Origin of the sequence: Pseudoalteromonas sp. NZS100, from assembly GCF_015864815.1 — a bacterium.
In the GTDB taxonomy this organism is placed as follows: Bacteria; Pseudomonadota; Gammaproteobacteria; order Enterobacterales; family Alteromonadaceae; genus Pseudoalteromonas; species Pseudoalteromonas distincta.
The window spans coordinates 68,558-90,663 of the sequence record NZ_JADYWM010000010.1 but is presented as its reverse complement, the minus strand read 5'-3'; the positions used below and the strand labels follow the sequence as shown (position 1 = coordinate 90,663).

Annotated in this window: 19 protein-coding genes; 13 read left to right on the top strand and 6 right to left on the bottom strand. The window is 40.9% G+C overall.

Annotation, left to right across the window (positions count from 1 at the left end; genetic code table 11):
- Nucleotides 1–36: 36 nt before the first annotated feature.
- The 5 genes from I6E69_RS12125 to I6E69_RS12105 all read left to right on the top strand — a co-directional run bounded on the left by I6E69_RS12125 (nucleotide 37) and on the right by I6E69_RS12105 (nucleotide 3,537).
- Nucleotides 37–513: an FxsA family protein gene (locus I6E69_RS12125; protein WP_002958838.1), complete on the top strand. Its 477-nt coding sequence runs from the start codon at nucleotides 37–39 to the stop codon at nucleotides 511–513.
- A gap of 110 nt (nucleotides 514–623) precedes the next feature.
- Nucleotides 624–911, top strand: coding sequence for a co-chaperone GroES (locus I6E69_RS12120; protein ID WP_002958836.1), 288 nt, complete (start codon nucleotides 624–626; stop codon nucleotides 909–911).
- Nucleotides 912–959: 48 nt separating this feature from the next.
- Nucleotides 960–2,609 carry a chaperonin GroEL gene (gene groL, locus I6E69_RS12115; RefSeq protein WP_002958835.1) on the top strand — a complete coding sequence of 550 codons (1,650 nt, stop codon included), beginning with the start codon at nucleotides 960–962 and terminating at the stop codon, nucleotides 2,607–2,609.
- 253 nt (nucleotides 2,610–2,862) lie between these two features.
- Complete coding sequence (locus tag I6E69_RS12110; protein WP_007375928.1) at nucleotides 2,863–3,027, top strand: hypothetical protein; 165 nt, start codon at nucleotides 2,863–2,865, stop codon at nucleotides 3,025–3,027.
- A gap of 93 nt (nucleotides 3,028–3,120) precedes the next feature.
- Nucleotides 3,121–3,537, top strand: a complete 417-nt coding sequence (locus tag I6E69_RS12105; RefSeq protein WP_197121336.1) for a VOC family protein — start codon at nucleotides 3,121–3,123, stop codon at nucleotides 3,535–3,537.
- Between the two features lie 22 nt (nucleotides 3,538–3,559).
- On the opposite strand, the gene I6E69_RS12100 is transcribed toward I6E69_RS12105, so the two are convergent.
- Nucleotides 3,560–5,035: an NAD(P)H-hydrate dehydratase gene (locus I6E69_RS12100; protein WP_197121335.1), complete on the bottom strand. Its 1,476-nt coding sequence runs from the start codon at nucleotides 5,033–5,035 to the stop codon at nucleotides 3,560–3,562.
- A gap of 249 nt (nucleotides 5,036–5,284) precedes the next feature.
- On the opposite strand from I6E69_RS12100, the gene gmk reads away from it, so the two are divergent.
- The 5 genes from gmk to I6E69_RS12075 all read left to right on the top strand — a co-directional run bounded on the left by gmk (nucleotide 5,285) and on the right by I6E69_RS12075 (nucleotide 10,970).
- Complete coding sequence (gene gmk, locus I6E69_RS12095) at nucleotides 5,285–5,905, top strand: guanylate kinase (protein ID WP_002958830.1); 621 nt, start codon at nucleotides 5,285–5,287, stop codon at nucleotides 5,903–5,905.
- A gap of 124 nt (nucleotides 5,906–6,029) precedes the next feature.
- The gene (rpoZ, locus tag I6E69_RS12090) at nucleotides 6,030–6,305 is read left to right on the top strand and encodes a DNA-directed RNA polymerase subunit omega (protein ID WP_002958829.1); all 276 of its coding nucleotides are present in this window, start codon (nucleotides 6,030–6,032) and stop codon (nucleotides 6,303–6,305) included.
- Between the two features lie 387 nt (nucleotides 6,306–6,692).
- Nucleotides 6,693–8,798, top strand: a complete 2,106-nt coding sequence (gene spoT / locus I6E69_RS12085; RefSeq protein WP_039488599.1) for a bifunctional GTP diphosphokinase/guanosine-3',5'-bis pyrophosphate 3'-pyrophosphohydrolase — start codon at nucleotides 6,693–6,695, stop codon at nucleotides 8,796–8,798.
- 12 nt (nucleotides 8,799–8,810) lie between these two features.
- Nucleotides 8,811–9,203: a RidA family protein gene (locus I6E69_RS12080; protein WP_039488601.1), complete on the top strand. Its 393-nt coding sequence runs from the start codon at nucleotides 8,811–8,813 to the stop codon at nucleotides 9,201–9,203.
- A 159-nt stretch (nucleotides 9,204–9,362) separates the two neighbouring features.
- Nucleotides 9,363–10,970, top strand: coding sequence for a DUF342 domain-containing protein (locus I6E69_RS12075; protein ID WP_197121334.1), 1,608 nt, complete (start codon nucleotides 9,363–9,365; stop codon nucleotides 10,968–10,970).
- A gap of 39 nt (nucleotides 10,971–11,009) precedes the next feature.
- Here the strand turns inward: I6E69_RS12075 and asnA are convergent, their stop codons facing one another.
- Nucleotides 11,010–12,005, bottom strand: coding sequence for an aspartate--ammonia ligase (asnA, locus tag I6E69_RS12070; RefSeq protein ID WP_002958823.1), 996 nt, complete (start codon nucleotides 12,003–12,005; stop codon nucleotides 11,010–11,012).
- A gap of 197 nt (nucleotides 12,006–12,202) precedes the next feature.
- Between asnA and asnC the strand changes: the two genes are divergently transcribed.
- The 3 genes from asnC to recG are packed head-to-tail and all read left to right on the top strand — an operon-like array spanning nucleotide 12,203 to nucleotide 15,529.
- Nucleotides 12,203–12,661 (top strand): transcriptional regulator AsnC, encoded by a 459-nt coding sequence (gene asnC, locus I6E69_RS12065; protein ID WP_002958822.1) that lies wholly within the window; start codon nucleotides 12,203–12,205, stop codon nucleotides 12,659–12,661.
- A 41-nt stretch (nucleotides 12,662–12,702) separates the two neighbouring features.
- Complete coding sequence (trmH, locus tag I6E69_RS12060) at nucleotides 12,703–13,389, top strand: tRNA (guanosine(18)-2'-O)-methyltransferase TrmH (protein WP_007580009.1); 687 nt, start codon at nucleotides 12,703–12,705, stop codon at nucleotides 13,387–13,389.
- 58 nt (nucleotides 13,390–13,447) lie between these two features.
- A complete protein-coding gene (recG, locus tag I6E69_RS12055; protein ID WP_024606511.1) occupies nucleotides 13,448–15,529 on the top strand; it encodes an ATP-dependent DNA helicase RecG in 2,082 nt (693 codons plus the stop codon).
- Nucleotides 15,530–15,688: 159 nt separating this feature from the next.
- Here the strand turns inward: recG and I6E69_RS12050 are convergent, their stop codons facing one another.
- From I6E69_RS12050 to I6E69_RS12035, 4 genes are all read right to left on the bottom strand, one after another.
- Nucleotides 15,689–17,821: an alpha-galactosidase gene (locus I6E69_RS12050; protein ID WP_197121333.1), complete on the bottom strand. Its 2,133-nt coding sequence runs from the start codon at nucleotides 17,819–17,821 to the stop codon at nucleotides 15,689–15,691.
- Nucleotides 17,822–18,142: 321 nt separating this feature from the next.
- Entirely contained in the window at nucleotides 18,143–19,621 is a 1,479-nt protein-coding gene (locus tag I6E69_RS12045; protein ID WP_197121332.1) for an SLC5 family protein, read from the bottom strand.
- 53 nt (nucleotides 19,622–19,674) lie between these two features.
- Nucleotides 19,675–20,436, bottom strand: a complete 762-nt coding sequence (locus I6E69_RS12040; RefSeq protein WP_197121331.1) for a SapC family protein — start codon at nucleotides 20,434–20,436, stop codon at nucleotides 19,675–19,677.
- A 12-nt stretch (nucleotides 20,437–20,448) separates the two neighbouring features.
- Nucleotides 20,449–21,975, bottom strand: a complete 1,527-nt coding sequence (locus I6E69_RS12035) for a tryptophan halogenase family protein (protein ID WP_197121330.1) — start codon at nucleotides 21,973–21,975, stop codon at nucleotides 20,449–20,451.
- Nucleotides 21,976–22,106 lie beyond the last annotated feature (131 nt).

Genomic DNA, 22,106 nt, shown 5'->3' with positions numbered 1-22,106 from the left:
ATCAACTCTTTTGAGTGTCATTATTTAGAGAGCGCTATGTTTAGATTTTTATTTGTGTTGTTTATCATCATCCCTATTATCGAAATCGCCTTACTGATTCAAGTAAGCGATGTGATTGGCGGATTTGCAACAATTGCACTTGTTGTTATTACCGCGATTTTAGGTGCCAAAATGGTTAAAACACAAGGTATGGGTGCGCTGCAAAACGTACAAGCGCAAATGGCGCAAGGGCAAATGCCAGCCAAAGAATTATTTACCGGAATATGCGTTGTAATTGCAGGGGTATTATTACTTACTCCTGGCATTATGACCGACGTGTTTGGGTTACTATTATTAACGCCTGCAATTCGTAACAAACTGGCCGCAGGCCTTGCTAGCCAAGCAACTGTTAGAATGAGCGCAGGTAGGCAACAAGGGCCATCGCCGTTTGCTGGGCAGCAACATGCTGAACGAGAGCAAGGGCAAATGGAACGACCAACGACTATTGATGGCGAATATGAGCGAAAAGATTAAAAATTTATCATTTTTTCTCTTGGAATTTTACACTCTACCCCCATTAATGAATGCAAATTAGAAAAGCTTTTTTCTGTACTGTTCAGAAACTGTTAGGAGAACTAAAAAACATGAACATTCGTCCTTTACAAGATCGCGTAATCGTTAAACGTCTAGAAGAAGAAACAAAATCTGCTGGCGGTATTGTATTAACTGGCTCTGCAGCTGAAAAATCAACTCGCGGAGAAGTTGTAGCCGTAGGTAATGGTCGCGTTTTAGATAACGGTGACGTGAGAGCGTTAGAAGTTAAAGCCGGTGACACTGTGTTATTTGGCTCATATGTTGAAAAAGTTGAAAAGATCGAAGGTCAAGAGTACCTGATCATGCGTGAAGATAATATTTTAGGCATTGTAGGCTAAACCTACTTTTCGTTTATAAACATTTAAGAATTTAGAGGAATTTAAAACATGGCAGCAAAAGAAGTACTTTTTGCAGGTGACGCACGCGCTAAAATGCTAACTGGCGTAAACATCCTGGCAAACGCAGTAAAAGTTACATTAGGTCCTAAAGGCCGTAACGTTGTACTAGACAAATCATTTGGCTCTCCAGTTATCACTAAAGATGGTGTATCTGTAGCAAAAGAAATCGAACTTGAAGACAAGTTTGAAAACATGGGCGCACAAATGGTTAAAGAAGTTGCATCTAAAGCAAATGATGCAGCCGGCGATGGTACAACTACCGCTACAGTACTTGCACAGTCTATTGTTAATGAAGGCCTTAAAGCTGTTGCAGCAGGCATGAATCCAATGGATCTTAAGCGCGGCATCGACAAAGCAGTTATTGCTGCTGTTGCAGAGCTTAAAGCGTTATCTGTTCCTTGTTCTGATACTAAAGCAATTGCACAAGTAGGTACTATTTCTGCTAACTCTGATCAAGAGATTGGTAATATCATTGCTCAAGCAATGGAAAAAGTAGGTCGCAACAGTGGTGTTATTACTGTAGAAGAAGGTCAATCACTTGAAAACGAACTAGATGTTGTTGAAGGCATGCAGTTTGACCGTGGTTACTTATCTCCTTACTTTATCAACAGCCCAGAAAAAGGCACTGTTGAACTAGATAACCCATTTATTCTACTTGTAGATAAAAAAATATCTAACATCCGCGAATTATTACCAACATTAGAAGCGGTTGCTAAAGCAAGTAAACCACTACTAATCATTGCAGAAGACCTTGAAGGCGAAGCACTAGCTACATTAGTAGTTAATAACATGCGCGGTATTGTTAAAGTATCAGCGGTTAAAGCACCTGGCTTTGGCGATCGTCGTAAAGCAATGCTACAAGATATCGCTGTATTAACTGGCGGTACTGTTATTTCTGAAGAAATCGGCTTAGAGCTTGAAAAAGCAACAGTTGAAGACCTAGGTACAGCTAAACGCGTAATTATCACTAAAGATGATACAACTATCATTGACGGTGCTGGCGAAGAAGCGGGTATTACTGGTCGTGTTTCTCAAATTAAAGCACAAATTGAAGAAGCTACATCTGACTACGATAAAGAAAAACTTCAAGAGCGCATGGCTAAACTAGCTGGCGGTGTTGCAGTAATCAAAGTAGGTGCTGCTACTGAAATCGAAATGAAAGAGAAAAAAGACCGCGTTGAAGATGCATTAAATGCAACTCGTGCAGCGGTTGAAGAAGGCGTAGTACCTGGCGGCGGTGTTGCACTAGTACGTGCTGCTAGCAAGCTAGTTGATTTAGTTGGCGACAACGAAGATCAAAACCACGGTATTAAAGTTGCACTTCGTGCGATGGAAGCGCCACTTCGTCAAATCGTAACAAACGCAGGCGACGAAGCATCAGTTGTAATTAACGCAGTTAAAGGCGGCGATGGTAACTACGGTTACAACGCAGCAACTGGCGAATACAACGACATGATTGAAATGGGTATCCTAGATCCTACTAAAGTAACACGCTCTGCGCTACAGTTTGCAGGGTCTATTGCGGGTCTAATGATCACTACTGAAGCAATGGTAGCTGAAATCCCTAAAGACGAATCTGCTGGTGCACCTGATATGGGTGGCATGGGCGGAATGGGTGGTATGGGCGGAATGATGTGATAAACATCACCGTTTAAGCACCTCGCTTATATAAAAAACCAGCTTCGGCTGGTTTTTTGCTTTTTAGTATAAAAATCATTGATATTGTTTAATTTATACCCATACCTAAGTTACGTATAACTAAGATTTATATTAAATGGATTTATTAAATAATAACGAAATATTCATCTTCTTTGTTTTTGTTGCTCTTGTGACTGGGTTATTTTCATTCGTAGTTTGGGCTATGCTCAAAATGGTCACGTGGGGTAAAAGTATGTCTAAGGGGGCTTATTTATTTTTAGCATTCTTTCCGCTTATTTCTATTATTCCTATCCCACCGCCTACATACGAAAATGTACAAAAAGCAAAACAAGAACAAAGAAAACGCAAAGAAGACTCAGGTGATCCACCCGATGATGAAGACGAACTCGTAAGTTAATTCATATTACATACTGCGGGCATATACCCTACTTGATCGCTTACTAAATATAATAAAAAGCACATTTATTTAATAGTACGGAGTAAACCAAACATGACTAACGCTCAACAGCATATCGGCACCATTGCATTAGTTGTTAAAGACTACGACGAGGCAATTGAGTTTTATACTCAAAAGCTTAATTTTGAGTTAGTCGAAGATACTGATTTAGGTGATGGTAAACGCTGGGTGTTAATTTCACCTCCAAATTCAAACAGGGCTAATTCGAGCAGGACTAATCTACTACTTGCTAAAGCCACAACACCCGAACAGATCAGTGCTATTGGTAATCAAACGGGTGGTCGCGTGTTTTTATTTTTGCATACTAATGATTTCTGGCGAGATTATAATTTAATGCTTTCTAAAGGCGTTACATTTAACGAAGAGCCTAGAGTAGAACCCTATGGCACCGTAGTGGTTTTTGAAGACCTATATGGTACAAAATGGGATTTACTGCAGCCTAATAATTAGTTATGTAAAGTGACGCTTTAACTCACGTCACTTTATTCACTAACTCTCTTACAATTGGGAATAAATCACTGGGTAGCATTCCCCTTTGCCCGTCTCGCTCACTTGCGATATCACCGGCTTTAGCGTGCAGTGTTACGCCATAGCGTGCTGCTTCATCAATAGTTAAACCTTGAGCAAGTAATGCCCCAATAATACCAGTGAGTACATCGCCACTGCCGCCAACTGCCAGTGCTGGGTTGCCATCTTCACACACCCACGTGTGCTGGGCATTAGCTATTAATGTTCCAGCGCCTTTTAATACACAAGTCGCGTTATAGCGCTTGGCGCAAAGGCGGGCATAATTAAAGCGGTCTGATTCTATGTCGCTGGTACTAACACTTAGCAGTCGCGAAGCTTCGCCTGGATGTGGCGTAAGTACGCATTGCTCTAACATATACGATGAGGCTTGCTTAGCGAGTAAATTAAGGGCGTCTGCATCTATAACCAATGGCATTTTATTGTTTTGGCAATATTGCATTACTTCATCGAATGTTTGTTGTGCCCACTCGTCTTGCCCAAGCCCTGGGCCAATAACAACGCAGCTTGCCCACTCTAGCGCTTGATGTAAGTTATTACTGCTTACCATAAGCTCTGGTCTGCCAATACTAATAGGCGTTATTGAGCTTTCGTGTGTATACACCCTTACCATGCCAGCACCCGTTCTAAGAGCTGCTTCACTACTTAACCTAATTGCACCTGCAGTACCTTGATTGCCACCCACACATAAAAGCTTGCCATGGCTGCCTTTGTGACTATTGATTGCCCGCGTGGCTATTCCTTTAAAGCTATTAATATTTATCAAGGTTCCTGATGATTGAGCTATACAAGTAAACGCATCGCCAATTGCTAAATCATCAAAAACTAACTTACCGCTATATTGTTTACCTGCCGTCGTTGTGAGCCCTTGCTTTATACCTACAAAAGTAACGGTTGAAGTAGCTTGTACTGCGCACCCTAAAGGCTGTCCTGTATTTGCTTCAATACCTGATGGAATATCAATGCTTATTACGGGCTTACCACTGTTATTTACAGCGTTAATTATATTCGCAAAATTATCGCGCACGGCGCTATTAAGCCCAGTACCAAGGAGCGCATCAATAACGATATCGCACTCATTAAGAGCATCTTTTGTAAAATGAGAAACCACCCCACCCGCTTCTATCCATAGCTGCTGCGCTTTTGCAGCATCACCGTTTAATGTCTTATCAGGTTCAGCAGCGCATACTGTTACCTTTTTACCTGATTGCATAATAAGCCTAGCTACAACGTAACCGTCTCCAGCGTTGTTACCATGGCCCACAATGACTAATGTATGCTGTGCATCAAATAACTGCCATTGCTTATATACAGCCTCTCCTGCCCGCTGCATTAAGATAAATAAATCGCAATGACTATTTTTAGCCGCTAAAGCTTCATTATCTCTTACTTGTTGTGCGGTAAATAAGGTTTTATTAAGCATAAAGGCTCCTTCAATAGGTGATACTTCACCTTATCAAATACTTATATCTAGCGGCTAGTTCTGTAGGCAATTTTAAACTGTAATTTTATTTAAAGTCTAACTTAGTAAAACACTGCCACTTCAATCTGAGCATGGCTCACTTGAGCACGTCTAACTTGAGCAAGGTGAGCTAATTAAAGTACAATGCAGTTAATTAAAGGCTTGGTTTACTTGTAATCCAAGCCTGTTTATTTTTAGGTAGAGAAAAGCATGGCACAAACTCGCGGTAACTTATTTATTTTATCAGCCCCTTCAGGTGCTGGTAAATCAAGCTTAATCAATGCGTTATTAAAAAAGCACGCTGATATGAAAGTATCTGTATCACATACAACTCGCGCCCCTCGCCCAGGCGAAGAAAATGGTGTGCATTATCACTTTGCATCTACAGATGAGTTTAAAGCGCTTATTGCCAAAGATGACTTTTTTGAATGGGCCCAAGTGTTTGACAATTACTACGGCACATCAAAGCAGGCTATTGAGTCGCAACTTGATGCGGGTATTGATGTGTTTTTAGATATTGATTGGCAAGGCGCGCAACAAGTGCGCGAAATAATGCCAAGCGTGAAAACAATTTTTATACTACCTCCTTCAAAAGAAGAGTTAGAGCAACGCTTAAATAATCGCGGCCAAGATTCGGCCGAGGTTATTGCCTCTCGTATGGCAAAAGCACAATCTGAAACATCACATTATAACGAATACGACTATGTAATTGTTAATGATGACTTTGAGACTGCGCTTGGCGACATAGAAATGATTGTAATGGCTCAGCGCTTAACCCTAAAAGCGCAAGAAGAACGCCATCAAGTTTTACTAAATAGCCTGCTTAAATAATTTAAGTCTATTTAAATCAGGCTTAGACAAGTAAAACTGATAAAAATTGAACACTGGCTATTGGCGAAAGTGGCTGCTTGCAGTAAACTACGTCTTTGATTTAAATTATTTTTGGAGTGCTGTGATGGCCCGCGTAACAGTTGAAGATGCAGTAGATGCAGTTGGTAATCGTTTTGACTTAATTTTAGTTGCGGCTCGTCGTGCCCGCCAAATTGCTGTTGGTGGTAAAACTCCACTAGTAGACCCTGAAAACGATAAGCCAACGGTAGTTGCTTTACGTGAAATTGAACTAGGTTTAGTTGATAGCTCTTCAATGGACTTAATTGACCGTGAAGAACAACAACACCAAGAAGCAGCTGAATTAGCTGCTGTTGCTGCTATTGTTGGTGGCAACCAATAATCGACCTCCCGGTCTGATTTAGCCAACGGCGCAGTATTTCTACTATAGCCGTTGGCAATCCTCTCTTTTCATCGTATATTCGTAGCTTACCTAATTTGCTTCACTAGGGCTGTTTATCTTTCGAGGTTAAATTTGCAGTAGTATGTTTGGTATTTAGGCAAGGCAGAGCCTATGTAGTGTGGTTATTCCCCATAAATAGGCGATAACGCAGCATAAATGCAAAACATGCGCTGCCTAAAGGGTTCTGCCTAGGGGCACTTTACTCTTTGTTGCTCGATCTTTGCTTAGCCCGCTAGGCTAAAAACCTCGCGCCGCAATTAAATCGCCCCTAGATTGAACAAATTTTAATCCTGAAAGGTCAACAGGCCCTAGAACATTGGAGTGTGAATGTATCTTTTTGAAGGTCTTAAAAAGAAAATCTCAGAATACTTGCCCGCTGCTGATGTAGAGCTGGTTCAAAAATCTTACGTGGTAGCCCGAGAGGCCCATGAAGGACAAACTCGCTCGAGTGGCGAACCTTACATAACGCACCCAGTAGAAGTAACCCAAATTCTTGCAGGCATGCATCTTGACCATGAAACGCTCATGGCCGCGCTAATGCATGATGTAATTGAAGATACTGATTTTAGTCAACAAGATTTAGCCGAGATATTTGGCGAAACTGTTGCAGAGCTAGTTGAAGGTGTGAGTAAGCTCGATAAGCTTAGCTTTAAAGATAAAAAAGAATTCCAAGCTGAAAACTACCGCAAAATGATTATGGCAATGACTCAGGATATTCGAGTCATTTTAATCAAGCTTGCTGATAGAACACATAACATGCGTACTTTAGGCGCATTGCGCCCAGATAAGCGCCGCAGAATAGCGCGTGAAACACTAGAAATTTACGCACCAATTGCAAACCGCTTAGGTATTCACGATATTAAAAATGAACTTGAAGACTTAGGTTTTCAAGCTTTATATCCTATGCGTCATCGCGCACTTAAATCGGAAGTTGCTAAAGCACGCGGTAATCGCAAAGAAGTTATTACTAATATCCAGCATGAAATAGAAGCACGTCTTGAAGAGTCAGGCATTAAAGCAACTGTGTCAGGCCGTGAAAAACATTTATATAGTATTTATAAAAAAATGCTTAATAAAGAACTGCTATTTAACGAAGTTATGGATATTTACGCGTTTAGAATTGCAGTTGACTCTATGGATACGTGTTATCGTGTATTAGGTGTAGCTCATAGCCTTTATAAACCTATTGAAACACGCTTTAAAGATTATATTGCAGTACCAAAAACAAACGGTTACCAATCGCTTCATACTTCATTAGTTGGTCCTCACGGTATACCTGTTGAAATTCAAATTCGTACTCACGATATGGATCATATGGCCGACAAAGGTGTAGCGGCGCATTGGATGTATAAAAAAGCAGGTGATGGCGCAGGTAATACTTCGCAGCAACGTGCTCGCCAGTGGATGCAGAGCTTATTAGAGCTTCAGCAAAGTGCGGGTTCATCATTTGAATTTATTGAAAATGTAAAAACCGAGCTATTCCCAGAAGAAATTTACGTATTTACACCAGATGGGCGCATTGTTGAGCTACCGATGGGTGCTACCGCAGTCGATTTTGCTTATGCCGTGCATACAGATGTAGGCAACACCTGTGTAGGCGCGCGCGTTAATCGCAAGCCGCACCCTTTAAGTAGGCCCTTAGATACAGGGCAAACTATAGAGATAATAACAAGCTCAGGTGCCCACCCTAATGCAACATGGCTAAACTTTATTGTTACTGGTAAAGCGCGTTTGGGCGTTCGTAATTACCTTAGAAGTCAGCATCATGAAGAAGCTATGCTTTTAGGGCGCCGCTTACTTGATTCAGCATTAGGTGAAAACAAACTAGATAGCATTGCTGATGAAAATATAGCAAGAGTACTTGAGGAGCAAGAACTAACAACGCTTCTTGAATTACTTGTAGAAATTGGCTCTGGTAACCTAATGAGCATGTTAATTGCCAAACGCCTATTACAAAATGACAGTGACGACTTAACTGATATTACCAGCCAAGCCAAAGCGACCATTATTGGTACTGAGGGCATGCTAGTTAACTACTCTAAGTGTTGCCGACCTGTACCTGGCGATGCTATTACAGCTCATGTAAGCCAAGGTAAGGGCCTGACCGTTCACCGCCAAGAATGTAAAAACATCCGTGGCTGGGAAAATGAGCGCTCTAAATACTTAGTTGTAAAATGGGACGATAACCCAGAGAAAGAATATATTGCAGCTCTGAGAGTTGAAATTATTAATCATCAGGGGGCTCTGGCTAAATTAACCAATGTTGTTACTACAACCCAAGCCAATATTGTAGAAATTACCACCGATGAAAAAGAAAGTAATTTATACGTGATAGATTTAGGGGTTACCGTTAAAAACCGTATCCACGTTGCTAACATTATGCGCCGCATTCGCGTTATGCCTGATGTACAAAAAGTCTATCGTAAAAAGTAAAATAGGAAACACATGAATAAAGCATTTATCTCTACCGACAAAGCACCTGCTGCCATTGGCACTTACAGCCAAGCAGTTAAAGTAGGCACCGCTGTTTATTTATCTGGTCAAATTCCATTAGTGCCAGAAACGATGGAAATGATTTCAGAAGACTTTAGTGAGCAAACGCATCAGGTATTTAAAAATATCACTGCGGTATGTGAAAAAGCAGGCGGGCAAATTCAAGATTTAGTGAAAATAAATATTTATCTAACTGATTTATCTAACTTCGCTACTGTAAATGAAGTGATGAGCCAATACTTTAAGCAACCTTACCCAGCGAGAGCTGCATTAGGTGTTCGTGCACTACCAAAAGGTGCACAAGTTGAAATAGATGGAATAATGGAACTTCCTTCTACCAATTAAGTATTACAGGCTATAGAGCCTCTCTATAGCCTTTCTTTCCCTCTTAGCGCTTCGTTCTCTGTGACTTCTTGACTCATAAGTGAATTTCTAGCAATCTGTGAATCTGTAGTTGTGTTTTACAAAACAAACTTAACTTAAGTAGTAAAAAAGGATTAACTCGTGTTTAAGCTTGCTAACAATGGAAATGTTTTACTTGATGTAAAAGAACATATTCCTCCCAGCGCTGCATTTATTTTAGAGGCTCTCGAAAAGTCAGCTTTTTGCGACTGCAAAATAGATCATGACGCTATTAATGATTTTTTTAAAAACGAAAACACACAACACACTCTGGTTGTAGCAACAAAACACAATGCCACTTTAAATGTAACAATTAGCGACGATAAAATGCTGGCCATTGGCGAGCTAACCCTTGCCCAAGGCGGAAAATTATTAAGTTTAGAAGATGCAAAAAAACAACTCGTTAAAGCAGGAATTGTGCGTGGCTATAAGCAAGTATTTTTAGAGTTGCTACTACAAAAACAGTTTGAGCATATAGCGGGTTCTGTTGTTAAGGGAGTATTAGCTAAAGGCAGACTACCAAGTGATGGTTTGGCCACTAAACTAATAACAACCGTAGAGACTTTAAAAGACCGTTTAAAAACTCCCAAGCTCAAAGAAGATGGCAGCGTGGACATGCGCGACTTTGGCAAGCTTGCAAGCGTAGAGCCAGGCTCTGTGCTTATTCGCCAACAACCAGCAACCCCTGGTAAAGAAGGCTTCACCGTAATAGGTGACATACTGCCCGCAAAACCCGGAGAAAATAAACAATTAGTGGCAGGCGAAGGCACCGAAATATCAAAGCTGAATCCGCTTGAACTAGTCTCTACTATTGCAGGTGTTCCGGTTGAAATTAATAATGGTATGCGTGTCGACGATATTTTTACCATTTCAGATGTAAACGTAAAAAGCGGCCACATTGACTTTCAAGGCAGTGTTATTGTTACCCGCAATATAGACCCTGGAATGAAAGTAACAGCCAAAGGCGATATTACTATATTTGGCACGGTTGAATCAGGAGAGCTTACCGCAGGCGGAAACATCACCGTTAAACAAGGCATTATTGGCCATCAAAAAGCCGACGAACAATCCCTGTCTTGTAAGCTTATTGCACGAGGTGATATTCACGTATCTCATTCACAGTATTGCTACCTCGAAGCAAATAATATTTTTATTGATCGCCAAACAAGCCACTGTGTAATGAAAGCTAAACGCTTACTGCAAGTTGGTCAATCCGACTTACCTAAGGGTAAAATATTTGGTGGCGAAATACTTGATGCAACAACTCTCATTGCTGGCGAAATAGGGAATGAATCAGGCGCTAAAATGATTATTAACCTAGCGGCTTCTGGCGCCGAAATAACCGCTGATACTGATAATTGCTTTAAAGACTTAGCTAAAACAGATGCACAGCTAGACACGTTGCAAGCAGCGCTAGAAAAAACTGATTTAGTGAAAGATGTCGAAAAGAAAAAACTATTAATTACTAAAATTGGTGCTACTCAAAAGCATTATTGTGAGCAGGCAGAGCAATTAGAAAAACGTCTTTCAAACTTAGATCACGACTTACACGATTTACTTAACGACGCTAATTTAGCGGTAAATTCTGTTTTGCATTCAGGTGTAGAGATTCATATTTTTGATAAAGTACTTAAAACAATCCGCAATTACCCTCCGTGCAACGTTAAACTTTTGAATAACAAAATTGAAATAGAGTTTAAAACAAGCTAATAACTGAGTGCTCTATTGAGCACTCAAATTTATTCACATTTAAAGTAAACCGCTTACCTCAGCATGTGTTTGCTGCGGCCATACACCCACTTGTACTTGACCAATATGCTGCTTTTGTAGCAAGAGCATAGCCAAGCGCGACTGCCCTATTCCACCGCCAATTGTTTGCGGAAATTTACTTTGTAGTAGCGCTTTATGCCAATCAAACTCTAAGCGGTCTTCATCTCCAGTAACCCTTAACTGCGCTTTTAAAACTTCAGGACTTACGCGTATACCCATTGATGAAATTTCAAAGGCGTCTTCAAGTACTGGGTTCCATACTAAAATATCACCATTTAAACCCATGTATTGATCGCATGTTGGCGTAGACCAATCATCGTAATCTGGGGCTCTTACATCATGGATTTTGCCATCACCAAGCGCGCCACCAATACCAATTAAAAATACAGCACCATATTCTTGTGCAATGGCTTTTTCGCGTTGTTTAGCGCTAAAGTCAGGGTACATTTTACGTAGCTCTTCACTGTGCACAAACTTAATATCGCCCGGTAAAAAAGGCGTCAAACCATAAGACTCACTTACAAAAGCTTCCGTCTCTTTTATCCCTTTATAAATAGATTGAACAGTTTGCTTTAGTGTCGCCAGCGAACGCTCTGTGGTTTCGTTAATTACTTTTTCCCAATCCCATTGATCAACATATACAGAATGAATAGGACTTAATGAATCTTCATCTGGGCGCAAAGCCTTCATTTGAGTATAAATACCCTCACCAACACCAAAGCCATAAGTTGCGAGTGTTTTACGTTTCCACTTAGCCAGTGAATGCACCACTTCGTAGCGGCTATCTGTAATCGCTTTCACATTTACAGCAACTGCGTTTTCATGGCCGCTTAAGTTATCTTGCGTGCCGTCACCTACTTTAGCCAAAATAGGGGCTTGAACCTCAACCAGCCCAAGTTGGGTTTCTAGTTGCTGTGAAAAAAATTGCTTAACTTTACTTATTTGCTGCTGTTGCTGCACATAGTGTGAACTCATAATAATTGGCCTCATTCCCAGTTATTGTTACTTGCTTAATTGATAAAAAGCGCCCTAATGAGCGCCTTTAATGAGGTTAATGTAACGATTTGATGTATTAATTCAATATCTCATAACAAAAATAGCTTTAACATATTAAAACCATCAATTAAGTGGTATAAAAACCATATATTCGATAATTTTATGAGAAAAATATAATGGAAAATTATTTAATCGATAATCTCGATAAACAGATACTTCATGCATTAATGGCAAATGCCCGTACTGCGTACGCCGAATTAGCAAAAAGATTTAATGTAAGCGCTGGGACAATTCACGTAAGAATTGAAAAAATGAAGCAAGCAGGAATCATTACAGGCACCCAATTAACGATTAATACTAAACAGCTAGGCTACGATGTGTGTTGCTTTATAGGTATTAATTTAAATAACGCACGTGACTACCCACAAACACTTATAAAGCTAGAAGCATTGGAGGAAGTGGTAGAGGCTTATTACACAACAGGTAACTACAGTATATTTATAAAGGTAATGACAAAGTCCATTGATCACTTACAAGATGTGCTGATTAATAAAATACAGGCAATAGAAGCCATTCAATCAACAGAAACACTAATTTCTCTACAAAACCCAATTAGCCGCACGGTAATGCCTTAACTGTAAAAATCTCGTATAATTGCCGAAAAAAGAGGATAACCATGCAGCAAACTCGCTATCAAAGAATCGAAGACGTACTTTCGCGCCGTCAAACAGACTTAACCGTGTGTTTAGAAGACGTTCACAAACACCATAACTTATCTGCAATAGTACGAAGTGCTGATGCGGTTGGTTGCCATCACGTACATGCTGTATGGCCTGAAAAGCAAAAATGGCTAACAAACAATACCTCAGGCGGCAGTAAAAACTGGCTAGAGACGCATTTACATAGAAATATTGATGATGCCGTTACTGCAATGCGTGAACGCAATCCAGAAATACAAATATTAGCGACTCACTTATCAGAAGATGCAGTTGATTTTAGAGAAGTAGATTACACCAAGCCAACGGCTATTATTGTTGGACAAGAAAAAACAGGGATATCAGAAAAAGCCCTAGAATATGCCGATCAAAATATTATTATTCCAATGCAAGGCATGGTGCAATCACTAAATGTTTCAGTTGCTGCTGCGCTAATATTGTTTGAAGCACAGCGCCAACGCGAGCTGGCTGGTTTATATAATAGAGATATGTTGAGCGCCGAAGTTAAACATCCTCTCTACTTTGAAGGCTGCCACCCTATTATCGCAAGGCAGTGTAAACAAAAAAAATTACCTTATCCTGCACTTGATGAAAACGGCGAAATAGTCGCTGACGAGCAATTTTGGCAAGCTTTAAAACATACTTGATGGACTAAAGCTCTGTAAGTACACTTAACTTATTCACAAATAATAAGATTGATATAATTTGTCTAAACCTAGCTTAAATCAATACCCAATTACAGAGCTCAAAGGGGTCGGCCCAAAAATGGCTGAGCGTTTGTTAAAGCTAGGTATTTTAACTGTGCAAGATATGCTTTTTCATTTGCCACTTCGCTACGAAGATCGCACTCGCTTATACGCGATTAATGAGTTGTCACTGCACAGCCACGTGAGTGTTGAAGCAACAATTGAAACAAGCCAAATTACGTTTGGTAAAAGGCGTATGCTTGTTTGCCAAATCAATGATGGTACTGGCAGACTAACATTACGATTTTTTAATTTTACCGCCGCACAAAAAAACGCATTTAGCGCTGGTAAAATAATACGTTGTTTTGGTGAAGTGCGCCGTGGCCGTGTTGGCTTTGAAATGAGTCATCCTGAATACAGCATCAGCGATACCTCTAACGAGCAGCCGGTAGCGACAACATTAACGCCCGTTTATTCAACAACCGAAGGCTTAAAGCAACTATCGATTAGAGCTTTAAGCGAACAGGCTATTGATTTACTAAATAAATACTCAGTAGAAGAACTATTGCCTTCACAGTGGCAGCCATCAAATATGCCGCTAAGTGACGCACTATTATTACTGCACCGCCCACCAAATGATGTTGATGTAACTGCATTAGAGCAAGGTACTCACCCTGCTCAACAGCGCCTTGTATTTGAGGAGTTACTTGCTCAAAACCTCAGCTTATTAAAAGTACGAGAGCAAGGGCAACAAGTTAAAGCCGTGGCATTAAATCCGGTAAACACATTAGAAAGCCAATTTTTAGAGCAACTTCCTTTTGCCCCCACAAATGCGCAAAGCCGCGTAGTTGCTGAAATTAAAGGTGACATGCAGCACGCGTACCCCATGATGCGTTTAGTACAAGGCGATGTAGGTTCAGGTAAAACCCTAGTAGCAGCACTTAGTGCACTAACAGCCATTGCGCAGGGCTTTCAAGTCGCTTTAATGGCTCCTACTGAAATTTTATCAGAGCAACATGGCGTTAATTTTACAACGTGGTTTAATCAACTAGGTATAACCGTTGCTTGGCTTGGCGGTAAAACAAAAGGCAAAGAGCGCGTAGCAACACTTGAAAAAATAGCCTCCGGTGAGGCGCAAATGATTGTAGGTACTCACGCTTTATTTCAAGATGAAGTTAAGTTTAATAACTTAGTGCTTATAGTTATTGATGAACAACACCGCTTTGGTGTCCACCAGCGTTTATCACTGCGTGAAAAAGGTAAGTTTGGTGATTGTTACCCTCATCAACTAGTTATGACCGCAACACCCATTCCACGTACACTCGCCATGACCGCCTATGCCGACTTAGAAACCTCTGTGATTGATGAGCTGCCACCTGGGCGTACGCCAATCACAACAGTGGCACTTCCTGATACTCGCAGAGACGATATTATTGCCCGCGTTAAATTAGCCTGTAACGAGCAAGGCCGCCAAGTTTATTGGGTGTGTACACTTATTGATGAATCTGAAGTACTGCAATGCCAAGCCGCCGAAGACAGCGCACTGCAGTTAAAAGAAGCGCTACCAGAGCTAAACGTAGGCTTAGTACATGGGCGAATGAAATCAGCTGAAAAACAAGCCATTATGAGCGAGTTTAAGGCAGGAAACATACACGTATTAGTAGCCACTACGGTTATTGAAGTTGGTGTAGACGTCCCTAATGCGAGCTTAATCATTATAGAAAACCCTGAGCGCTTAGGCTTAGCACAGCTGCATCAGTTACGTGGGCGAGTTGGCCGTGGCGCTACGGCATCGCATTGCGTGCTTTTATACCACGCACCACTGTCTCATACTGCTCAAAAGCGATTAGGTGTACTACGCGATAGTAACGATGGCTTTGTGATAGCAGAGCGCGATTTAGAAATTCGTGGCCCTGGTGAAGTACTCGGTACAAAACAAACAGGGTTAGCCGAGTTTAAAATTGCCGATCTTACTCGTGATAAGCACATACTTAATCAAGTAAGGCCAATTGCACAGCAAATGCTTAAGCAACATCCAGAGGTTGTTGACCCACTAATTCAACGTTGGTTGGGTAACAAGCAAAATTACGCGCAAGCGTAACCACTTTATTTTCTATGCTTTTGATTTTACTAAGTTAATTTACTAAATCAGCTTACAAAGGATATAAAAAAGCCAGCCCTAAACAATATAGAGCTGACTACTGATATCTCAATAGAGCAGCATAAAGCAATTTTCGCCCTTTACTGCTCTTAGTTATATTTAAGCTTTGTTAAGCTCAAATATAAGCGATGTTTGCGGGAATGAAATTGGCATTTGTAAACCAAACTGCATTAACGCTTCACCGGTAAATGTTTGACCATTTACCGCAGCAATAGAAGATGGACGATACTCCTCAAATTTTACCGGCCACACTAAATTAAGTGTGTACTGCGCATCGGCATCTAGGCCAACAAAACGGAGCTTATTAGGCGCTGTACGCGGTGTTTCGCGAACGCTGTTATAGGCAAATAACGCTTTTGTTTTTTGCGCATCGATTAAACCAAAGTTAATAGATAAATCATCGCTATCTAGGCGGTATAAATCGGCAGCATGAATAAACTCACGATGCTCTTTGTGTAGTGCTATTGCCGCTTTAAGTGCATTGTATTCGTGATCGTTCAGCTCACGTGGGTCCATTTCGATTCCCATGTGGCCAAACATTGATACCGCAGCACGCATTTCAATACTTACATTACGCCCTGTGATATGACAATCGCGTGGGCCTACGTGTGCACCCATAACCGACGATGGGAAAAAGAACGAACATCCACGCTGTATTTCAAGGCGATCAAGCGCATCGTTTGAATCTGACGTCCATACACGGTCTGTGTGTGCAAGTACGCCGTAATCTACACGTGCACCACCTGACGAACAGCTTTCTATTTCAAGACCAGGGTGCGCCGCTTTAATACGATCAATTAAACGATAAAGTGCCAATGTTTGCTGATGCACAGCAGGCTTGCCATCAAAATTACCCGCATGGTTAATATCGCGGTTCATGTCCCATTTAATGTACTTAATAGTTGGGTATTCAACTAAAATATCGTCAATCGCTTTGTATAGGTACTCAACAACCTCAGAGCGCGTTAAATCAAGTACTAGCTGATTTCTAAAGCTTAACTGCTCGTTATTTTCTGAGCTTAAAACCCAATCAGGATGCGCGCGGTATAAATCGCTATCAGGGTTGACCATTTCTGGTTCAAACCAAATACCAAACTCCATACCTAAGCTATTAACATGATCAATGACTGGCGATAAGCCATCTGGGTAAATTTTGTAATCTACAGTCCAATCACCTAAGCCTGCATTGTCGCCACGGCGACCTTTAAACCAGCCATCATCAAGTACAAAACGCTCAATACCTAACGGCGCTACTTTGTCGGCTAGTTGCTTAAGCGTGTCTACGTCGTGATCAAAGTAAATACCTTCCCACGTGTTGTAATGCACAGGGCGCGCTTTTTCACGTTGCGCTTGGCTAAGTAAATTAGCTTTAACAAAACGATGGAAATTACGAGAAAGCGCGCTAAAACCTTCACTTGAAAACGAGCCATAAATGCTCGGGCTTTGATACGTTTGACCTTTAGCAAGCGTAAGCTCACCAGGAAGTAATAGCTCACCCATTTGTACATAACGACGACCTTCAGCTAGAAGCTCTGCGCGTAGTTTATTGTTGCCGCTCCAACCTAAATGAAAGCCGTAACATTCGCCGTGTTGCTCGCCTGCATTTTCGTTATGCACTAATAAACCAGGAAACACATCGTGTGATGTTTTGCCTTTACGGTTTTCACGTACAAAGCTACCAAGCACTAAATCAACCGATTGACGCTGGAATTCGTTTGACCAACGACCTTCAAAGCTCACTATTTTGCTTACGCTATCTGGCAATTGAAATGTTGGCGCGGCGCAAAAATTAACGCCCAGTGGTGAGTCACCTAAATTAGTTAATACAGTATGTGCACTTAGTACGTCACTGTTATTGTCAAGCGTAATGCTGTGCACGACTTCAATACCACGAAGCTTATCTACACTTACAAACTCAACAGTCGTACTTGAAGGCTGACGCACTTCTTGAAGCTCTGGCCCAACTGACCATGCGATTGAATCATTTACTAGCTCAAGCCCTGGCGCGCCAGTAAAGCCTTCGCCTAATAAAGGAGATAGAGAAATAGGCGCTTCTTCAACCACGGCACATTTTACTTCTTGACGGGTAGCAAGCTGAGTAAGCATTGTTTCTGTTGTTTGCTCAGATAGGCGTTTACCAAAGTACAGTAACGCCGGTGTTTTGCTCTGGCAGTCGAAAATAACGGTGCTGTTTACACTGTCTAATCGATAAAATGATTTAGTGTCGGCCATGATTTTCCTATCCTCTTGTTCATTGTGTGAGTTATAAATATAACGAAAATTAGTAAGCTACACTATTTACTAAATGTATCTCTTTGCTTGAGCCACAATCTATCAGATGGTGACACTCAATAATAATAGTATATATCATACAAATTAGGTTTTGATAGTCTTTACATCGCAAATAGTCAGATAAACTCACTGGAAGTACCACTGTAATAAAAGGTATTAAACTAACCTTTACTTTAAAGCTCTGTTATTGCTTTTAATATATATAAAAAATCGGCCAGAGTTGCCCCATGACCGATTTTGTCAGCTTAAACTATTTATAATCTATTTTTGTACTTGTACTTGTCCTGCGCCATCAAGTGCCGGTGTTTTACCAGCCCACTGCGCATTCAAACCAAATACCACTTTATTTACTATCAATGCAAAAGCTACACATACAATCAGTGTAATTGGCATTAAGTGAATGTAATGAATGTCAGTATGTAGTGGTGAGTTTGCAAACGTAAGCATGCCGTACATTACAACACCTAAAATTACTGCTGCAATACCTGCACGTGCATCAACATTTTTAAATAATAAGCCCACTACAAAAATTGAGAATATAGGCATACTTAATAAGCCATTTAATTGCTGTAGCAAGTTAATAATACTGTCTGCTTGCTGGTAAATTGGTACAAGTACCAGTGTTAAGCTTGTTAGTAGCAATGTTACGTAACCACTTAGCTTTACAACACTTGGCTCTTTATTAAAGTAAGCTTCGTGAATGTCACACACGTATAGTGCTGTAGCTGAATTTAATAAGCTGTTGTAAGTAGACAGCACTGCCGCTGCCATTGCCGCTGCAAACACACCGGTTAACCATGCTGGCATTACATCACCTACAATTCGACCATAAGCAGCGTCGCCAATATCGCCGTAAAGTTTAAATGAAATAATACCCGGTAATACCACAATTGCAGGGACGATTAAAAAACGAATTCCCGCTGCGGCAAATATACCTTTTTGCGCTTCTTTAACATTAGGTGCTGCCATGGCTCGTTGCGTAATTGTTTGGTTAGTACCCCAGTAGTACATTTGAATAAAGATCATACCGGTTAAAAGTGTTGGCCATGGAATAGGTGAATCAGCATCGCCGATGAGTGTTAAGCGCTCCTCAGGAATACCCGTAAAGTCATAATTAATCGCATTTAGTGCTAAAAACACCACTAAAACAGCCATACCCAGTACCAGTAAACCGTTGTAAGTATCAGACACTGCAACTGCACGTAGACCACCAAAAAACGCATAAATAGCACCTACAATGGCAAATGCGGTGGCAATATACATTAGCGGAATATCAACCTTAAACATGGTTTGCATAAACAGCGCACCTGAGTAAATTACCGCTGGCATGTAAATAAGTGCATTACCTAAAAAGAATAATCCCCCAATAACAGCGCGAATATGTTTGTTGTTATAGCGCTTTTCTAAAAGCTCTGTGGTCGTTGTACAGTTGTATTTGTAATAAACAGGAATGAAGACTTTAGCTAAAATAATTAAGCCAATAATCGCCGCAAGCTCCCACCAAACAAGCAAAGCCATTTGGTTACCATTCATACCTACTAGTTGGTCGGTGCTTAAGTTAGTAAGTGTTATTGAACCTGCAACAAACATCCAAGTAAGACCACCGCCCGCTAAAAAATACTCTTTAGTTTGGCTTTGTCCGTTATTACGATTTTGGCCTCGGCATTTCCAATAAGTAAGGCCACCAATTAAAGCGGTGACAAAAACAAAAACCACCAGCTGTAAAATGTTATCTGACATGTGTGTGTCTCCTACGCGTTACGCGCAATGTCTGTGTAATAAAAAAGTGCACGCTACAGCGCGTGCGCATCTCGACTTAGTTCTAACTTAATTTGCTTTAAAGGCATAAGTTCGGGACGTTGGTTGTGCAGCTTTACCAATGCATTTAACTGAAACAGTGAAATAAGCATACTGTTAAGCACACTTAGGTAACCTTGCTTGTGTAAGTTTGCAACGGTATCGCTATCTAAAGTTTGCAGTTTGTCTTCATCAACGGTGCTCAAACCTTGAATAGTTTGGGTTTCGCCTTGTTCAAACTGCAATACAATATCTATGTTTTTAATAAGCCCTAAGCGCGCTACTTCTTGGGTAAATTGATACGTTTGATAATCATTTTTTAAATCGCTCTCAAGTAGCTTTTGCTGTGAATTTAAAAATAAGCTTGGGTTACCTTTAGCATCAAATAGTGCCTCGCCTTGCTGCGTATTTACGGCTGAGCTTTGATCATCAATCGCAATAAAGTAGTCGCTGCTATTTGCTTCACGGGTCATTAAATAAAAAGGGTGAGTTTGTATACATACCGGTGTGTAAAGCGCCTGCCACTGGTTGTTATTAACCAATAAACTTTGCCCAACACTAAAGCTTGTTAAACCCGATACGGTATAACTGCCGTTTTGCGCATTTCGCGCTAAAAATATAGGTAAGTCGCATGCAGCTTTTGCCACTTCGTTAGCTCTTAAATTAACTAAATGCTGCGTTTTTGCATATTCAACACCTGCATTAGGGTTAATTTTTAATGTTTGGTGTTTGGTGTTTACTAGTTCACTAATAGCCATAGTTACACATCCTTAAACTGGGTTAGCCGCTAACCACTGCTCAATATAAGCGCGGTGTGGCGGCAAAGTTTGCAACATCTGCTGTGTAAGCTGGCTGTTACGTTCAATTATTTGTTTGGCTTGCGCGTCTTGTGAATACAAATAAGCCTGTTTAGTAAAGTCTGGTTTGAAGCCCATACCATATAAAACGTACTGGTAGCTGGCGGCTGGGAATAACTCTAATGCGCCATGAAAATCTTGAATAAGCGGGCCACGGCTTCCCCAAAGCAGTAAATCTTCTTGCAGGGTTTGTGGAATAGTGTCCGGATGTACATGTGCTTGCCAGTAAGGTTCTGGGCGCTTGGTTAGCATGTAATGGAGCTTTAAAAAGTCGATAATGCGCTGCCAGCGGTAGTCCATTTGCTCGTTAAAGCGTTTAGCTACAATAGGCATTACTTGTGTATCTGCTGGCATATGCTCTGCTACAAAGCGTGCTGAAATTTCAACAAGCATAATAGCGGTTGCTTCAAGCGGCTCTACAAACCCTGCTGACATACCCACTGCAACACAGTTTTTATGCCAAAACTTCTCACGGTAGCCCGACTCAAAGCTAATTTTACGGGCAGTTAAACCGTTTGCTGCATCGCCTAAATAGTTGCGTAAGTTTTGCTCTGCTTCGTCGTCTGATAAAAATTTGCTTGAATAAACATGCCCTACACCACGGCGATGCGTTAAACCTATATCCCAAATCCATCCAGCATTTTGCGCTGTTGCTATGGTATGGCTGGCTAAGGAGTCATCGTTTTCATCGTAAGGGACTTGCATCGCCAGTGCGCTGTCGTTAAATAGCACGTGGTCCATTTTTTTAAACGGTACGTTGAGCGCTTGGCCTAATAACAATGATGAAAAACCAGTACAGTCTATAAATAAATCGGCGCTTATAATGCGGGTTTGATCTTTTAGAGTAAGCCCATTTATTGCACCATCGTCATCAAGTTTTACCTGATCAACAGTACCAATAATATGCTCTACGCCAAGCTTACTTTTACAATGCTGTTTAAGCATTTCTGCAAAAGCGCCGGCATCTAAGTGATAAGCGTAATTACAGTTACCTTGATATTCACCTTGCGCTATACCTCTTGGGGCTAAGCTTGCTTCGCAAATATCATGTTGAAAATTAGTTTGCTGTGCAAAGTCTTCAACATTATCTAAATAAGGGGCTAAATCTATGCGGCCGTAGCCTAACGGTACAGTAAATGGATGGTAGTAAAAGTCGTTGTTGCCGTGCGTCCAATTTACAAATTTACCACCTTGCTTAAAGGTAGCGTTACAGGCTTTAAATACATCAACTTCACGCAAACCTATTTGCTGAAGTGTGTTTTTCATAGTGGGCCAGGTACCTTCACCTACACCAATTGTTGGAATATCTGACGATTCAACCAACATCACTTTTAAGCCATCACCATTTTTACCTTGGTGATACGAAGCTATAATTGCAGCGCTCAACCATCCTGCTGTGCCGCCACCAATTACTGCGATTGTTTTTATTGTTTTATTCATAATGGACTACTCTTTGAGTATCTTTGATAACGTTTTATACAACAAATGCCCGGTAGGGCATTTGGATTTAATGTGGCTTCATTTTAGCCAATTAGGTTAACTAATATACATTACTGTTAAATTAACCTAAT

What these genes read in the sequence shown, in the direction of transcription:
- I6E69_RS12125 (WP_002958838.1), top strand. Translation starts at nt 37, where the DNA reads ATGTTTAGATTTTTATTTGTGTTGTTTATCATCATCCCTATTATCGAA.
- I6E69_RS12120 (WP_002958836.1), top strand. Translation starts at nt 624, where the DNA reads ATGAACATTCGTCCTTTACAAGATCGCGTAATCGTTAAACGTCTAGAA.
- groL (WP_002958835.1), top strand. Translation starts at nt 960, where the DNA reads ATGGCAGCAAAAGAAGTACTTTTTGCAGGTGACGCACGCGCTAAAATG.
- I6E69_RS12110 (WP_007375928.1), top strand. Translation starts at nt 2,863, where the DNA reads ATGTCTAAGGGGGCTTATTTATTTTTAGCATTCTTTCCGCTTATTTCT.
- I6E69_RS12105 (WP_197121336.1), top strand. Translation starts at nt 3,121, where the DNA reads ATGACTAACGCTCAACAGCATATCGGCACCATTGCATTAGTTGTTAAA.
- I6E69_RS12100 (WP_197121335.1), bottom strand. Translation starts at nt 5,035, where the DNA reads ATGCTTAATAAAACCTTATTTACCGCACAACAAGTAAGAGATAATGAA.
- gmk (WP_002958830.1), top strand. Translation starts at nt 5,285, where the DNA reads ATGGCACAAACTCGCGGTAACTTATTTATTTTATCAGCCCCTTCAGGT.
- rpoZ (WP_002958829.1), top strand. Translation starts at nt 6,030, where the DNA reads ATGGCCCGCGTAACAGTTGAAGATGCAGTAGATGCAGTTGGTAATCGT.
- spoT (WP_039488599.1), top strand. Translation starts at nt 6,693, where the DNA reads ATGTATCTTTTTGAAGGTCTTAAAAAGAAAATCTCAGAATACTTGCCC.
- I6E69_RS12080 (WP_039488601.1), top strand. Translation starts at nt 8,811, where the DNA reads ATGAATAAAGCATTTATCTCTACCGACAAAGCACCTGCTGCCATTGGC.
- asnA (WP_002958823.1), bottom strand. Translation starts at nt 12,005, where the DNA reads ATGAGTTCACACTATGTGCAGCAACAGCAGCAAATAAGTAAAGTTAAG.
- asnC (WP_002958822.1), top strand. Translation starts at nt 12,203, where the DNA reads ATGGAAAATTATTTAATCGATAATCTCGATAAACAGATACTTCATGCA.
- trmH (WP_007580009.1), top strand. Translation starts at nt 12,703, where the DNA reads ATGCAGCAAACTCGCTATCAAAGAATCGAAGACGTACTTTCGCGCCGT.
- I6E69_RS12050 (WP_197121333.1), bottom strand. Translation starts at nt 17,821, where the DNA reads ATGGCCGACACTAAATCATTTTATCGATTAGACAGTGTAAACAGCACC.
- I6E69_RS12045 (WP_197121332.1), bottom strand. Translation starts at nt 19,621, where the DNA reads ATGTCAGATAACATTTTACAGCTGGTGGTTTTTGTTTTTGTCACCGCT.
- I6E69_RS12040 (WP_197121331.1), bottom strand. Translation starts at nt 20,436, where the DNA reads ATGGCTATTAGTGAACTAGTAAACACCAAACACCAAACATTAAAAATT.
- I6E69_RS12035 (WP_197121330.1), bottom strand. Translation starts at nt 21,975, where the DNA reads ATGAATAAAACAATAAAAACAATCGCAGTAATTGGTGGCGGCACAGCA.